Raw genomic sequence first — 15442 nt, 5'->3', positions numbered from 1 at the left:
ACAATGAACAGGATTTTCGCAACCTTCGGAATTTCGCTATGGATAGCGTTGTTGTCACCGATGGTACTGGCGGCCAACCTCAAAGCGCTGGATGTCGCCGCGCTGCCGGGCGACCGCGTCGAGTTGAAGCTGTCATTCGATGGAGCTCCTCCGGAGCCCCACGGCTATACGACGGAGCAACCTGCCCGGATTGCCCTGGATCTGCCCGGCGTTGTCAGCAAACTGGCAAGCAAGACACGCGAACTGGGTGGTGGCAATGCCCGCAGCGCTACCGTGGTGGAAGCCAAGGACCGCACGCGGCTGATCATCAACCTGACGCAATTGACTCCGTACACCGCGCGAGTCGAAGGCAACACGCTGTTCGTGGTGGTCGGGCGTGGGGCCAGTACCGCAGCGTCTGCGCCGGCAGCCAAGCCGTCCCGGGTCGCGACGGCAACTGCGGCGCCGGCCAAGGCCTATGCGCCGGTAAGCAAGGCGATCCGTGGTGTGGATTTCCAGCGCGGCACCCAGGGTGAAGGCAATGTAGTCATCGATCTGTCAGATCCGTCCATCGCCCCGGACATTCAGGAGCGCGATGGCAAGGTCGTCCTCGGCTTCGCCAGAACCCAACTGCCTGAGCCGTTGCGGGTACGACTGGACGTCAAGGACTTCGCCACGCCGGTGCAGTTCGTCAATGCCAGTGCCACCGGCGACCGGGCGACCATCAGCATTGAGCCCGTAGGTGCGTTTGATTATTCGACCTATCAGACAGACAACAAACTGACCGTCAGCATCCGGCCGATGACCGTCGATGACCTGCAGAAGCGCAACGCCGAGCGTTTTGCCTATACCGGTGAAAAGCTTTCGCTGAATTTTCAGGACATCGATGTGCGCTCGGTGCTGCAATTGATCGCCGACTTCACCAACCTCAATCTGGTGGCCAGTGACACGGTGCAGGGCGGCATCACCTTGCGTCTGCAAAACGTACCGTGGGATCAGGCGCTGGACCTGGTGCTGAAAACCAAAGGTCTGGACAAACGCAAGATCGGCAACGTGTTGCTGGTGGCGCCGGCCGATGAGATTGCCGCTCGCGAACGCCAGGAACTGGAGTCGCAGAAGCAAATCGCCGACCTCGCGCCGCTGCGTCGCGAGCTACTCCAGGTCAATTACGCCAAGGCGGCCGATATCGCCAAGCTGTTCACGTCGGTGACCAGTGCCGAGGCAAAAGCCGACGAGCGAGGTTCGATCACCGTTGATGACCGGACCAACAACATCATTGCCTATCAGACCCAGGATCGTCTCGACGAACTCCGCCGTATCGTTGCGCAACTGGATATCCCGGTGCGTCAGGTGATGATCGAGGCGCGGATCGTCGAAGCCAACGTCGATTACGACAAAAGCCTTGGCGTGCGCTGGGGTGGTTCGTTGCAGAACAAGGGCAACTGGAACACGTCCGGGGTCAGCAACGGTTCCAACGCGTCGTCGACGATTGGCACGCCCGGCAGCACCAGCACCAATTCGCCGTTCGTCGACATGGGCACTGCCGGCAACACCTCGGGGCTCGGCATCGCGTTCATTACCGACAACGTGCTGCTCGACCTTGAGCTGACCGCGATGGAGAAAACCGGTAACGGCGAAATCGTCTCGCAGCCCAAGGTGGTCACGTCCGACAAAGAGACCGCGAAAATCCTCAAGGGCACCGAGATTCCCTATCAGGAAGCCAGTTCCAGTGGCGCCACGTCGGTGTCGTTCAAGGAGGCTTCGCTGTCGCTGGAAGTGACCCCGCAGATCACCCCGGACAACCGGATCATCATGGAGGTCAAGGTCACCAAGGATGAGCCTGACTACCTGAACAAGGTGCAGGATGTACCGCCGATCAAGAAAAACGAGGTCAACGCCAAGGTCCTGGTCAATGACGGCGAGACCATCGTCATCGGTGGCGTTTTCTCAAATACTCAGAGCAAGGTTGTAGATAAGGTGCCATTTCTCGGTGATGTGCCGTATCTTGGCCGCCTTTTCCGGCGTGACGTGGTTTCGGAGAAAAAATCCGAGCTGCTGGTATTTCTCACTCCGCGTATCATGAACAACCAGGCGATTGCTGTGAGTCATTGATTCTGTGCGAAATTTGATTCTTGTTGGACCGATGGGGGCTGGAAAAAGCACCATCGGCCGGTTGCTGGCCAAAGAGCTGCGCCTGCCGTTCAAAGATTCCGATAAGGAAATTGAATTGCGCACCGGCGCCAATATCCCGTGGATTTTCGATAAGGAAGGCGAACCGGGCTTCCGTGACCGTGAGCAGGCGATGATTGCCGAGCTGTGCGGCTGCGATGGCGTGGTGCTGGCGACTGGCGGCGGTGCGGTAATGCGCGAAGCCAATCGTAAGGCACTGCGTGCCGGTGGTCGGGTGGTTTATCTGCATGCTTCCGTCGAGCAGCAGGTCGGCCGCACCGCCCGTGACCGCAATCGTCCGCTGTTGCGCACCGCCGATCCGGCCAAGACGCTTCGGGACCTGCTGGAGTTGCGCGATCCGCTTTATCGGGAAATCGCCGACCTGGTGGTGGAAACCGATGAGCGACCGCCGCGAATGGTGGTGCTCGACATCCTTGACCGCTTACAGCTGCTGCCTCCCCGTTAAAGCACAGCGCGAAATGCGCTATCCTCGGCGTCCTGTCATGACCGCTCAAGGTTGTGGCAGATGGCTACCGAGCGGCATCGCAATGATCGATGCCGTGGACACTCGATAACTCAAGGCAGGACGCCTGATTTCATCTTCACTGTGGGGACACATGCAGACACTCAAGGTCGATCTGGGCGAGCGCAGCTACCCGATTCATATTGGCGAAGGTTTGTTGGATCAGCCCGAGCTGCTGGCCCCGCATATTCGCGGACGGCAAGTGGCGATCATCACCAACGAAACCGTTGCGCCGCTCTATCTCGAACGTCTGACCCGCAGCCTCACGCCGTTCTCGGTGATTTCCGTGGTGCTGCCTGACGGCGAAGCCTTCAAGACCTGGGAAACCCTGCAACTGATTTTTGACGGACTGCTGACCGCACGGCATGACCGCCGCACCACCGTCATCGCCCTCGGCGGCGGTGTGGTTGGCGACATGGCCGGTTTTGCGGCGGCCTGTTATCAGCGCGGTGTCGATTTCATCCAGGTGCCGACCACGCTGCTGTCGCAAGTCGATTCGTCAGTCGGTGGCAAGACCGGAATCAATCATCCGCTGGGCAAGAATATGGTCGGCGCCTTCTATCAGCCGAACGTTGTGCTGATCGATACCGCCTCCCTCAATACATTGCCGGCCCGCGAGCTGTCCGCCGGGCTGGCGGAAGTCATCAAGTACGGGCTGATCTGCGACGAGCCGTTTCTCACCTGGCTTGAAGAAAACGTCGATCGCCTGCGCGCGCTGGACCAGGTCGCCCTGACGTACGCCATCGAGCGCTCCTGTGCCGCCAAGGCGGCGGTGGTCGGTGCCGACGAGAAGGAAACCGGAGTTCGTGCCACGTTGAACCTGGGACACACCTTCGGCCACGCCATTGAAACCCACATGGGCTATGGTGTGTGGCTACATGGCGAGGCGGTGGCTGCTGGCACCGTAATGGCACTGGAAATGTCCGCGCGTCTGGGCTGGATCAACGAACAGGAGCGAGATCGCGGTATCCGCCTGTTTCAGCGTGCCGGCCTGCCGGTCATCCCGCCTGAAGAGATGACGCAAGCCGATTTTCTCGAACACATGGCAATTGACAAGAAAGTGATCGACGGTCGTTTACGCCTGGTGCTGCTGCGCCACATGGGCGAAGCGGTGGTGACCGACGATTATCCGAAAGAGGTTCTACAGGCCACGCTGGGAGCGGATTACCGCGCCCTGGCTCAGCTTAAAGGTTAATAAGATCCCGATGACTAGTTTGCACGCCGACGAGGCTTTCCTCGGCCATTACCAGTTAAGTCATGACCCTTTCGCTCCACGGGTGCCTGGCTTCAAATTCTTCCCGGCCCAGCGCAAACCGGTGCTGGGACAACTGCATCACCTGGCTCGCTACAGCCAGTTGCTGCTGGTGGTTACCGGCCCGCAAGGCAGTGGCAAGACGCTGTTGCGTCAGGCGCTGGTGGCCAGTACCAACAAGCAATCGGTGCAGAGCGTGGTGGTTTCCGCCCGTGGTGCCGGTGATGCGGCTGGCGTGCTGCGTCAGGTGGCCCAGGCGTTGAACGTCTCCCAGCCAGAGATTGGCCCGATCCTGGCGCAAGTGGTCCAGCTGGCGCTCACCGGTCAGGAAGTCTATTTGCTGGTGGATGACGCCGAGCAGCTGGACGAATCTGCGCTGGAAGCTTTGATGGAACTCGCTGCCGGTGCGCCGGAAGGTCGACCGCATGTGTTCATGTTTGGCGAGTCGTCGCTGATCGCTCAGCTCGAGGCGTTGAGCCTTGAAGAAGAGCGCTTCCACGTCATCGAGCTGCAGCCTTACACCGAGGAAGAAACCCGCGAGTATCTGGAGCAGCGGCTCGAAGGCGCGGGTCGGGGTATCGAACTTTTCACCGCAGATCAGATCTCTGATATTCACGAAAGCTCCGATGGCTGGCCTGGCAACATCAACCAGGTGGCCCGCGATGCAATGATCGAAGCCATGATAGCCAGCCGCTCTGCGGTCAAGCGTCCAAGTATGGGGTTCAACATGCCGAAGAAACACGTATTGGCGATTTCCGCCGTCGTCGTGGTCGCGGTAGCCGCCGCCTGGCTGATGCCGGGTCGCAGCAAAGCACCGACCACTGGCGCACCCGCTAACGAACAGGCACAACTGCCGCTCGGCCAGGGCACACCGAAACCGAACAGTGGCGGCGCACCCGCCGTCGAGTTCGCCGGTAATTCGCAACCGATGCCATTGCCGCTGGTCGGTAATTCGCAGCCGGTCATGCGCGGTCCATTGGCTGAAGCAGCCGGTGGTATTTCCGAAGGCGACGACGGCGTGCCGGTCGAGGGCTCCAGCGATACACCGCCAACCGTGACCACGACTGCGCCGCCTGCGGGCGTTCCGGCCGGTCCTGCACCGACGCCTGGCGCCAAGCCGGCCCCCGCGCCGGCTCAGATTGCCACGGCCAAACCGGTTCCAACGGCGCCTGCCGTGAAGCCGGCCCCGGCACCTGCCGTTGCCCCTGGCAAACCAGCCGTTGTCGCTACCGCCAAGCCTGCCGAGAAACCCGTCGCACCGGCCGCAGGCGCCAAGGCTGCGGGCGGCACCTGGTACGCCGGTCAGCCTACCGGCAATTACGTGGTGCAAATCCTCGGCACCAGCTCTGAAGCGACCGCACAAAACTTCGTCAAGGAGCAGGGCGGCGAGTACCGTTATTTCAAGAAAGTCCTCAATGGCAAGCCGCTTTACGTCATCACCTACGGCAACTTCGCCAACCGCGATGCAGCCGTTACCGCCATCAAGGCCTTGCCAGCGAAGGTTCAGGCTGGTAAACCTTGGCCTCGCTCTGTCGCCAGCGTCCAACAGGAACTGGCAACAGCTCGCTGAAGATTCGGCGGCCTTACCCAGGCCGCCTCTCCCGGCACCTCAATATTTCTGCAAGCGCATGCCGCCTCTCAAGGCCGCGTGCCTTGTGGTGTCTGCGTCACAGTAGTCTTTGAGTCGTAGCGGTCAGAATTAAAAAAGTTTTGACTAGCACAGCAGATCGCTTTAAACCTTTCACAAATGCGACATAGATTTGCGACAGTTCGTCGTCAAATTTGTGAGCCTGTGTGTCGCTGTGTACAATGACCACCCTTTTGCCCCCGCTAAGCCGGCGCACGTTCGGCGCGGATCGCAAGTGGTTGAATTAAAAAGAAATTTGCCTCGATAAGAGGCAGCCTGGTGAGAAAGTGTCTATGAAAGCAGGTCTGTACCAACCAGATGAATTCAAGGATAACTGCGGTTTCGGCTTGATAGCCCATATGCAGGGCGAGCCCAGTCATACCCTTTTGCAAACGGCCATTGAGGCCCTGACCTGCATGACCCACCGCGGTGGGATCAACGCCGACGGCAAGACCGGTGACGGTTGCGGTCTGCTGATTCAAAAGCCTGATGTGTTCCTGCGAGCGATCGCCCAGGAAGCCTTCGGCGTCGAACTGCCCAAGCAATATGCGGTGGGCATGGTCTTCTTCAACCAGGACCCGGTCAAAGCCGAAGCCGCTCGCGAAAACATGAACCGCGAGATCCTCGCCGAAGGCCTGACCCTGGTCGGCTGGCGCAAAGTGCCCATCGACACCAGCGTCCTCGGCCGCCTGGCCCTCGAGCGCCTGCCGCAGATCGAACAGGTCTACATCGGCGGTGAAGGCCTGAGCGATCAGGACATGGCGATCAAGCTGTTCAGCGCCCGTCGTCGCTCGTCCGTGGCCAATGCCGCCGACGTCGATCACTACATCTGCAGCTTTTCCCACAAGACCATCATTTATAAAGGCCTGATGATGCCGGCGGATTTGACCGCCTTCTATCCAGACCTCAGTGACCAGCGCCTGCAAACCTCGATTTGCGTGTTCCACCAGCGCTTCTCCACCAACACCCTGCCGAAATGGCCGCTGGCCCAGCCATTCCGCTTCCTCGCCCACAACGGCGAGATCAACACCATCACCGGCAACCGCAACTGGGCCCAGGCCCGTCGCACCAAGTTCACCAACGATCTGATGGATCTGGAAGAGCTCGGTCCGCTGGTGAACCGTGTCGGCTCAGACTCCTCCAGCATGGACAACATGCTCGAGCTGATGGTCACCGGTGGCATTGATCTGTTCCGTGGCGTGCGGATGATCATTCCGCCTGCGTGGCAGAACGTCGAAACCATGGACCCGGATCTGCGCGCGTTCTACGAATACAACTCGATGCACATGGAACCGTGGGACGGCCCGGCGGGCGTGGTCATGACCGACGGTCGCTACGCGGTGTGCCTGCTCGACCGTAACGGTCTGCGCCCGGCGCGTTGGGTGACGACCAAAAACGGTTTCATCACCCTGGCGTCGGAAATCGGCGTCTGGAATTACCAGCCTGAAGACGTCATCGCCAAGGGCCGGGTTGGTCCGGGCCAGATCTTTGCCGTGGACACCGAAACCGGTCAGATCCTCGACACCGACGCCATCGACAACCGCTTGAAGTCTCGTCATCCGTACAAACAATGGCTGCGCAAAAACGCTTTGCGCATCCAGGCGACCATGGAAGACAACGACCACGGTTCGGCTTTTTACGACGTCGACCAGCTCAAGCAGTACATGAAGATGTATCAGGTCACGTTCGAAGAGCGCGACCAGGTGCTGCGTCCGCTCGGCGAGCAAGGTTATGAAGCCGTCGGCTCGATGGGCGACGATACGCCGATGGCCGTGCTGTCTCAGCGCGTGCGCACGCCGTACGACTATTTCCGCCAGCAGTTCGCGCAGGTCACCAACCCGCCGATCGACCCGCTGCGTGAAGCTATCGTCATGTCGCTGGAGATTTGCCTCGGTGCCGAGCGCAACATCTTCCAGGAGTCGCCGGAGCACGCCTCGCGCGTGATCCTCAGCTCGCCGGTCATTTCCCCGGCCAAGTGGCGCTCGCTGATGAACCTCGATCGTCCGGGCTTCGAACGCCAGGTCATCGACCTTAATTATGACGAAAGCGTCGGCCTCGAAGCGGCGGTGCGCAATGTCGCCGATCAGGCTGAAGAAGCCGTTCGCGCCGGTCGCACCCAGATCGTCCTGAGTGACCGTCACATCGCGCCGGGCAAGTTGCCGATCCACGCCTCTCTCGCCACCGGCGCGGTGCACCACCGCCTGACCGAAAAAGGCCTGCGTTGCGACTCCAACATCCTGGTTGAAACCGCTACCGCACGCGACCCGCATCACTTTGCGGTGCTGATCGGTTTCGGCGCCTCGGCGGTCTATCCGTTCCTGGCCTACGAGGTGCTCGGCGACCTGATCCGCACCGGTGAAGTCCTGGGCGACCTCTATGAGGTGTTCAAGAACTACCGCAAGGGCATCACCAAAGGCCTGCTGAAAATCCTTTCGAAGATGGGTATCTCGACCATCGCTTCGTACCGTGGTGCGCAGCTGTTCGAAGCCATCGGCCTGTCCGAAGAAGTCTGCGACCTGAGCTTCCGTGGCGTGCCAAGCCGGATCAAAGGTGCGCGTTTCGTTGACATCGAAGCCGAGCAGAAAGCCCTCGCCGCCGAAGCCTGGAGCCCGCGCAAGCCGATCCAGCAGGGCGGCCTGCTGAAGTTCGTCCACGGTGGCGAATATCACGCGTACAACCCGGACGTGGTCAACACCTTGCAAGCCGCTGTGCAGCAGGGCGACTACAGCAAGTTCAAGGAATACACGGCGCTGGTGGATAACCGTCCGGTGTCGATGATCCGCGACCTGTTCAAGGTCAAAACGCTGGCGACGCCGCTGGATATCAGCGAAATCGAACCGCTGGAATCGGTGCTCAAGCGCTTCGACTCCGCGGGCATCTCACTCGGCGCGCTGTCGCCGGAAGCTCACGAAGCCCTCGCCGAAGCCATGAACCGCCTCGGTGCGCGTTCCAACTCCGGCGAAGGTGGCGAAGACCCGGCGCGCTACGGCACGATCAAAAGCTCGAAAATCAAGCAAGTTGCGACCGGCCGTTTCGGGGTGACCCCGGAATACCTGGTCAACGCTGAAGTGCTGCAGATCAAGGTGGCCCAAGGCGCCAAGCCTGGCGAAGGCGGTCAGCTGCCAGGCGGCAAGGTCAACGGTCTGATCGCCAAGCTGCGTTACGCAGTGCCGGGCGTGACCCTGATTTCGCCGCCGCCGCACCACGACATCTATTCCATCGAAGACTTGTCACAGCTGATTTTCGACCTGAAACAAGTCAACCCGAAAGCGCTGGTCTCGGTGAAGCTGGTAGCTGAAGCGGGCGTTGGCACTATCGCTGCCGGTGTGGCCAAGGCCTATGCGGACTTGATCACCATCTCCGGCTACGACGGCGGCACCGGCGCATCGCCGCTGACCTCGATCAAATACGCGGGCGCGCCTTGGGAACTCGGCCTGGCCGAAACCCACCAGACCCTGCGCGGCAACGACCTGCGTGGCAAAGTCCGGGTGCAGACCGACGGCGGCCTGAAAACCGGCCTCGACGTGATCAAGGCAGCCATCCTCGGCGCTGAGAGCTTCGGCTTCGGTACTGCGCCAATGATCGCGCTGGGCTGCAAATACTTGCGCATCTGCCATCTGAACAACTGCGCCACCGGCGTTGCGACGCAGAACGAGAAGCTGCGCAAGGATCACTACATCGGCACCGTCGACATGGTGATCAACTTCTTCACCTACGTTGCCGAAGAAACCCGTGAGTGGCTGGCCAAGTTGGGCGTGCGCTCTCTCGAAGAGCTGATCGGTCGTACCGATCTGCTGGAAATCCTCGAAGGCCAGACCGCCAAGCAGAACCACCTCGACCTGACCCCGTTGCTCGGCAGCGACCACATCCCGGCAGACAAACCACAGTTCTGCCAGGTCGACCGCAACCCGCCGTTCGACAAAGGCCTGCTGGCCGAGAAAATGATCGACATGGCCACCTCGGCCATCAACGACATGAGCGGCGCCGATTTCGCTTTGGATATCTGTAACTGCGACCGTTCGATCGGCGCTCGGGTTTCCGGTGAAATCGCCCGCAAGCACGGCAACCAAGGCATGGCGAACGCGCCGATCACCTTCCGCTTCAAAGGGACGGCCGGTCAGAGCTTCGGTGTGTGGAACGCCGGTGGCCTGAACATGTACCTGGAAGGCGATGCCAACGACTACGTCGGCAAAGGCATGACCGGCGGCAAACTGGTCATCGTTCCGCCGAAAGGCAGCGCGTACAAGACTCAGGACAGTGCCATCATTGGCAATACCTGCCTGTACGGCGCCACCGGTGGCAAGCTGTTCGCCGCCGGCACCGCGGGTGAGCGTTTCGCGGTGCGTAACTCCGGTGCTCACACGGTTGTGGAAGGCACGGGCGATCACTGCTGCGAGTACATGACCGGTGGTTTCGTCTGCGTTCTGGGCAAGACCGGTTACAACTTCGGCTCAGGCATGACCGGCGGTTTCGCCTACGTGCTCGACCAGGACAACAGCTTCGTTGACCGGGTCAATCACGAACTGGTGGAAATCCAGCGGATCAGCGGTGAGGCGATGGAAGCCTATCGCAGCCACCTGCAACGCGTGCTGGACGAATACGTCGCGGAAACCGACAGCGAATGGGGCCGTAACCTCGCTGAAAACCTCGATGACTATTTGCGTCGTTTCTGGCTCGTCAAACCGAAGGCGGCGAGTTTGAAGTCGCTCCTCTCGAGTACGCGGGCAAGTCCGCAGTAAAGCAACCGCAAGCTTCGAGCGGCAAGCTTGAAGCCATGCGCGGTGGACCGGTTGAAAATGATTTTCTTGCAGCTTGAAGCTTGAAGCTTGAGGCTGCGGTAGGAGTTTTAAAGATGGCCGAACGTCTAAACAACGACTTCCAGTTCATCGAGGTCGGGCGCAAAGATCCGAAGAAGAAACTGTTGCGTCAACGCAAGAAAGAGTTCGTGGAGATCTACGAACCCTTCAAACCCCAGCACTCGGCCGATCAGGCCCACCGCTGCCTGGGTTGCGGTAACCCGTATTGCGAATGGAAGTGCCCGGTGCACAACTTCATTCCGAACTGGCTGAAACTGGTGGCCGAGGGCAACATCCTTCAGGCCGCCGAGCTGTCGCACCAGACGAACACCCTGCCGGAAGTCTGCGGCCGGGTGTGTCCGCAGGATCGACTGTGCGAGGGTGCCTGCACCCTGAACGATGGCTTCGGCGCGGTGACCATCGGTTCGGTTGAGAAGTACATCACCGACACCGCGTTTGCCATGGGCTGGCGTCCGGACATGTCCAAGGTCAAGCCGACTGGCAAACGCGTCGCGATCATTGGTGCCGGTCCGGCCGGCCTGGGCTGTGCCGACGTGCTGGTACGCGGCGGCGTGACCCCGGTGGTGTTCGACAAGAACCCGGAAATCGGCGGCTTGCTGACCTTCGGCATCCCCGAGTTCAAGCTCGAAAAGACTGTGTTGAGCAATCGCCGCGAAGTCTTCACCGGCATGGGCATCGAGTTCCGCTTGAACACCGAAGTGGGCAAGGACGTGACCATTGAACACCTGCTTGAGGAATATGATGCCGTGTTCATGGGCATGGGCACCTACACCTACATGAAGGGCGGCTTTGCTGGTGAGGACCTGCCGGGCGTGCATGACGCGCTTGACTTCCTGATCGCCAACGTCAACCGCAACCTGGGCTTTGAAAAGTCGCCGGAAGATTTCGTCGACATGAAAGGCAAGAAGGTCGTGGTGCTGGGCGGTGGTGATACGGCGATGGACTGCAACCGTACGTCGATTCGCCAGGGCGCCAAGTCGGTAACCTGCGCTTATCGTCGCGACGAAGCGAACATGCCGGGCTCGCGTAAAGAGGTGAAGAACGCCAAGGAAGAAGGCGTGAAATTCCTCTACAACCGCCAGCCGATTGCCATTGTCGGTGAAGACAAGGTCGAAGGTGTGAAGGTGGTCGAGACCCGTCTCGGCGAACCGGACGCCCGTGGCCGCCGCAGCCCTGAGCCGATTCCGGGCTCCGAAGAGATCATCCCGGCCGACGCCGTGGTCATCGCTTTCGGCTTCCGTCCAAGCCCGGCGCCGTGGTTCGAGCAGTTCAGCATCCAGACCGACAGCCAGGGCCGCGTCGTAGCCCCGGAACAAGGTCAGTACAAGCACCAGACCAGCAACCCGAAAATCTTCGCCGGTGGCGATATGGTTCGCGGTTCCGACCTGGTGGTGACGGCGATCTTCGAAGGGCGTAATGCCGCTGAAGGGATCCTGGATTACCTGGGCGTCTGACGACGCCAGCGGCAAGTTTCAAGCTACAAGCTGCAAGCTCAAAGCCACGGTGCTTGCGGCTTGCAGCTTGAAACTTGCCGCTGCATCTATGCGACAAATTGACCCGATAGACAAAAGGCACGGCTCTTGCCGTGCCTTTTGCGTCGCGCTCTGAGAAAATGCCCGCACTATTTTTCCGGATGCCGACATGACTGCCCTGAAGAACGACCGTTTCCTTCGCGCCCTGCTCAAGCAACCTGTAGACGTCACGCCTGTCTGGATGATGCGTCAGGCCGGTCGCTACCTGCCGGAATACCGCGCCAGCCGAGCCAAGGCGGGCGACTTCATGAGCCTGTGCATGAACCCGGCGTTCGCCTGCGAAGTCACGATGCAGCCGCTCGACCGTTATCCGCAACTGGACGCGGCGATCCTCTTCTCCGACATCCTCACCATTCCCGACGCCATGGGCCAGGGCCTGTATTTCGAGACCGGCGAGGGGCCGCGCTTCAAGAAAGTGGTCAGCACAATGGCCGACATCGAAGCCCTGCCGATTCCTGATCCGCACAAAGACCTCGGTTACGTGATGGACGCGGTCAGCACCATCCGCCGCGAACTGAACGGCCGTGTGCCGCTGATCGGCTTCTCCGGCAGCCCATGGACCCTGGCCACCTACATGGTCGAAGGCGGCTCGTCGAAAGACTTCCGCAAGACCAAGGCCATGCTCTACGACAACCCGCAAGCCATGCATTTGCTGCTGGACAAGCTCGCGCAGTCCGTCACCTCCTACCTCAACGGCCAGATCATGGCCGGTGCGCAAGCAGTGCAGATTTTCGATACGTGGGGCGGCAACCTCTCGGCAGCGGCGTACCAGGAATTTTCCCTGGCCTACATGCGCAAAATCGTCAGCGGTCTGATTCGCGAACACGAAGGTCGCAAGGTGCCGGTCATTCTGTTCACCAAGAACGGCGGGCTGTGGCTGGAAAGCATTGCCGACGCTGGCGCCGACGCGCTGGGCCTGGACTGGACCTGCGACATCGGCAACGCACGGGCTCGTGTCGGCGATAAGGTCGCGTTGCAAGGCAACATGGACCCGACTGTGCTGTACGCCAAACCGGAAGCCATTCGCACCGAAGTCGGGCGCATCCTCGCCAGCTACGGCAAGGGCAGCGGTCACGTATTCAACCTTGGTCATGGCATCACGCCGGATGTCGATCCGGAGCATGCGGGCGCGTTCATGCGCGCGGTGCACGAGTTGTCGGCGCAGTATCACGAGTAGTGTTTCTGACGATCCACTGAACCTGTCCGGGTTAACCGCCGGACAGGTTTTTTTATGTCTGTTGAACGCATGGCTACCGAATGCGTTTCTTCCTGTAAGAAAGCTTTCTCACATCGTCAGACAAGTGTTTTGAGAGACAAATCCCCAACCAAGTGGCGACTTGTCCTACATAGAAGTTGCCTCCATCCCGGTAACGTTTCAGACCCTCGTTCGGCACCCCAAACCGACCGGGATTACGAACAGCGGCGCCAGCCAGGCGCCTGAATTTTCGATAAGTAGTCTGGAACACAATCATGAAAAAAATCTTCCACAAGGGTGCTGCGTTCACCGCATGCTCCTCTTCGATGATCCTGTTATCGGCAATGTTGGCGGCTCAAACTGTTTCAGCCCATGGCTACCTCGAAGTGCCGCCCTCGCGCGCATTGCTCTGCCAGAAAGGTGTGAACATTAATTGTGGCGGCGCGCAGTACGAACCACAAAGCGTTGGCGAAACGTTCAAAGGTTTTCCAGCCGGCACGGGTGGCGCCCCGTTGCAAGGGCCAGTCGACGGCAAGATCCCAAGTGGCGGCCACGCGTTGTTTTCCGCGTTGGATGCTCAATCTGCCACTCGCTGGCATTTGAATGAGATCAAGGACCGCAACATTGATTTCCAGTGGCACTACACAGCTGTTCACCCCGCGACCAAACATGAGTACTTCATCACTCGCAATGGCTGGAATCCAAACGAGGCGCTGAAGCGCGCGTCCTTTGAAGGCACGCCGTTCTGCACCATCGATGGCGGTAACCAGAAGCCTGAATCGGGTGCCAAGCACAGTTGCACCCTCCCGGCAGACAAATCCGGCCAGCATGTGATTCTCGCCATCTGGACGGTTGGCGACACCGACGCGGCGTTTTACAACCCGACTGACGTGAACATTATTGCCGAAGCAGAGTTGCCCGGTGGCTGGTCTTCCGTTGGCAGTATCGCACCGTCGACTCAATTGCTGATCGGCGACAAGGTCAAGGCTCGCGCCTTCTCTGCTACCGGCGAGCAGTCGAATTTCAGCGTCGAAATTTCCATCGATAGCGTCGAGGACGGCTCGCCAAACAACTGGTCGTTCAAACTGGCAGAAAAAATCAACGGCGCCCAAACACTTATCCGCGCCGGTATCCGTGATGAGGATGGGAACATTAAGCCGGTGCGTGGCGCCAACACCCTCTACGCCCAGAAAGAAAGCGGAATCACCCGTTACGAAGTCCAGCTGGACATGAAGGAAGACACCGCTGCGCGGATGTCTGTCGCTTCTCAGCAAGCCGAATACGTTTTGGTCAAAGGCTTGGCCAAAGTCGATTTCAGCATGGTCTCCAATCGCAAAATGAACGTCGAAGCGACCCTGTTTGATGAGCACAACAAGCCCGTCGCTTCGACCAAGGCTCCAGTGGACAGCGGCACGACCAACCTGGTGATGGACGTTCGCAGCAACCCGGGCAAACACACCCTGACGCTGGTGGGCACCACCCTGGATGGCCGCACCACCCGCCAGGATACCCAACCGACCCACATGATCGGCGAAGGTGCCGGTGTCGAGCATGACTTCGTGTTCCCCGATGGCCTCAGCGAGTACACCGCCGGCACCAAAGTGCTGCAACCGAAGACCAACGAAGTCTTCGAATGCAAGCCGTTCCCGGAGTCCGGTTACTGCAAGCAGTACGCCCCGACCGCCAACGGTTTTGAGCCCGGTGTCGGTGCGCACTGGCACATGGCGTGGGACAAGCTCTAAGCCCGTCGCGTAACACTTCAGGCGATCCGGGACTGGGTCGCCTGAAGGTTCATTCCTTTGTCGGAAAACGTGCGCAAAAATGACGGTGGTTATGATGTCCAGGCGACTTTTACCGTTCGGCCTGCTGGTTGTATCCGTGGGTTACGCCGCGTTTTTGGCGTGGCAAGAATGGGGCTATCGCGAAAGCCTTGTCTCACCGTTGTCATTCGCCACGGCACTGCGGGCACCATCGCCCCACGCTCCTGTCGATAGCACGGCGATTACAACAGTGCTGGGCCTGTCGCCCGAAACGCCGTTGCTGGCTAGCGCCGAGCCGATGACCTTGCAGGCCAGTTTTGTCCTCGGTACAGGGTTGTCCAAAGCCCTGCTGGCAGACGCGCAAGGTGCGCGGATTTATCAGGTGGGCGATCCGTTACCGGGCGGCAGCGTGCTTCGCCGCGTCGAGGCGAACCAGGCGGTGCTGTGGAACAGGGGACGTGAAGAGGTGTTGGCGCTGCAAACGTCTACTGCGAGTTTCCTGCGCCGTTTCGATGGGCAGGCCGAGGCCCAGCCACCGGCCATTTCCACACGTTATCTACGCCCGCACTCCGGGCCGTCTGAGTGATC

9 protein-coding genes are annotated in these 15442 nt (G+C 60.1%); all 9 read left to right on the top strand.

Translation table 11 applies throughout. The features are described 5' to 3' along the window. Positions 1 to 3 precede the first annotated feature (3 nt). The 9 genes from pilQ (at position 4) to ACYZT4_RS19135 (ending at position 15440) form a co-directional block, all read left to right on the top strand. On the top strand, positions 4 to 2091 hold the full coding sequence (pilQ, locus tag ACYZT4_RS19175; protein WP_461982281.1) for a type IV pilus secretin PilQ: 2088 nt from the start codon (positions 4 to 6) through the stop codon (positions 2089 to 2091). A 4-nt stretch (positions 2092 to 2095) separates the two neighbouring features. Then, positions 2096 to 2614 (top strand): shikimate kinase AroK, encoded by a 519-nt coding sequence (aroK, locus tag ACYZT4_RS19170; protein WP_461982279.1) that lies wholly within the window; start codon positions 2096 to 2098, stop codon positions 2612 to 2614. A 151-nt stretch (positions 2615 to 2765) separates the two neighbouring features. Beyond that, complete coding sequence (aroB, locus tag ACYZT4_RS19165; protein WP_461982277.1) at positions 2766 to 3866, top strand: 3-dehydroquinate synthase; 1101 nt, start codon at positions 2766 to 2768, stop codon at positions 3864 to 3866. A 10-nt stretch (positions 3867 to 3876) separates the two neighbouring features. Then, a complete protein-coding gene (locus tag ACYZT4_RS19160) occupies positions 3877 to 5493 on the top strand; it encodes an AAA family ATPase (protein ID WP_461982275.1) in 1617 nt (538 codons plus the stop codon). Positions 5494 to 5843: 350 nt separating this feature from the next. Then, entirely contained in the window at positions 5844 to 10289 is a 4446-nt protein-coding gene (gene gltB / locus ACYZT4_RS19155; RefSeq protein ID WP_461982273.1) for a glutamate synthase large subunit, read from the top strand. A 113-nt stretch (positions 10290 to 10402) separates the two neighbouring features. Then, positions 10403 to 11821, top strand: a complete 1419-nt coding sequence (locus ACYZT4_RS19150; RefSeq protein ID WP_461982271.1) for an FAD-dependent oxidoreductase — start codon at positions 10403 to 10405, stop codon at positions 11819 to 11821. Positions 11822 to 12008: 187 nt separating this feature from the next. Beyond that, on the top strand, positions 12009 to 13076 hold the full coding sequence (hemE, locus tag ACYZT4_RS19145; protein WP_461982269.1) for a uroporphyrinogen decarboxylase: 1068 nt from the start codon (positions 12009 to 12011) through the stop codon (positions 13074 to 13076). Positions 13077 to 13369: 293 nt separating this feature from the next. Further along, a complete protein-coding gene (gene gbpA, locus ACYZT4_RS19140) occupies positions 13370 to 14836 on the top strand; it encodes an N-acetylglucosamine-binding protein GbpA (RefSeq protein ID WP_461982267.1) in 1467 nt (488 codons plus the stop codon). Positions 14837 to 14915: 79 nt separating this feature from the next. Beyond that, on the top strand, positions 14916 to 15440 hold the full coding sequence (locus ACYZT4_RS19135; RefSeq protein ID WP_461982265.1) for a hypothetical protein: 525 nt from the start codon (positions 14916 to 14918) through the stop codon (positions 15438 to 15440). Positions 15441 to 15442: the final 2 nt, after the last annotated feature.

This window comes from Pseudomonas sp. GB2N2 (assembly GCF_054897705.1).
The sequence above is the reverse complement of the archived record's forward strand: the minus strand, read 5'-3'. Positions and strand labels throughout refer to the sequence as shown.

Coding starts and splice junctions, on each gene's coding strand:
- aroB (WP_461982277.1), top strand. CDS start 2,766: ATGCAGACACTCAAGGTCGATCTGGGCGAGCGCAGCTACCCGATTCAT.
- gbpA (WP_461982267.1), top strand. CDS start 13,370: ATGAAAAAAATCTTCCACAAGGGTGCTGCGTTCACCGCATGCTCCTCT.
- hemE (WP_461982269.1), top strand. CDS start 12,009: ATGACTGCCCTGAAGAACGACCGTTTCCTTCGCGCCCTGCTCAAGCAA.
- ACYZT4_RS19135 (WP_461982265.1), top strand. CDS start 14,916: ATGACGGTGGTTATGATGTCCAGGCGACTTTTACCGTTCGGCCTGCTG.
- ACYZT4_RS19160 (WP_461982275.1), top strand. CDS start 3,877: ATGACTAGTTTGCACGCCGACGAGGCTTTCCTCGGCCATTACCAGTTA.
- gltB (WP_461982273.1), top strand. CDS start 5,844: ATGAAAGCAGGTCTGTACCAACCAGATGAATTCAAGGATAACTGCGGT.
- ACYZT4_RS19150 (WP_461982271.1), top strand. CDS start 10,403: ATGGCCGAACGTCTAAACAACGACTTCCAGTTCATCGAGGTCGGGCGC.
- pilQ (WP_461982281.1), top strand. CDS start 4: ATGAACAGGATTTTCGCAACCTTCGGAATTTCGCTATGGATAGCGTTG.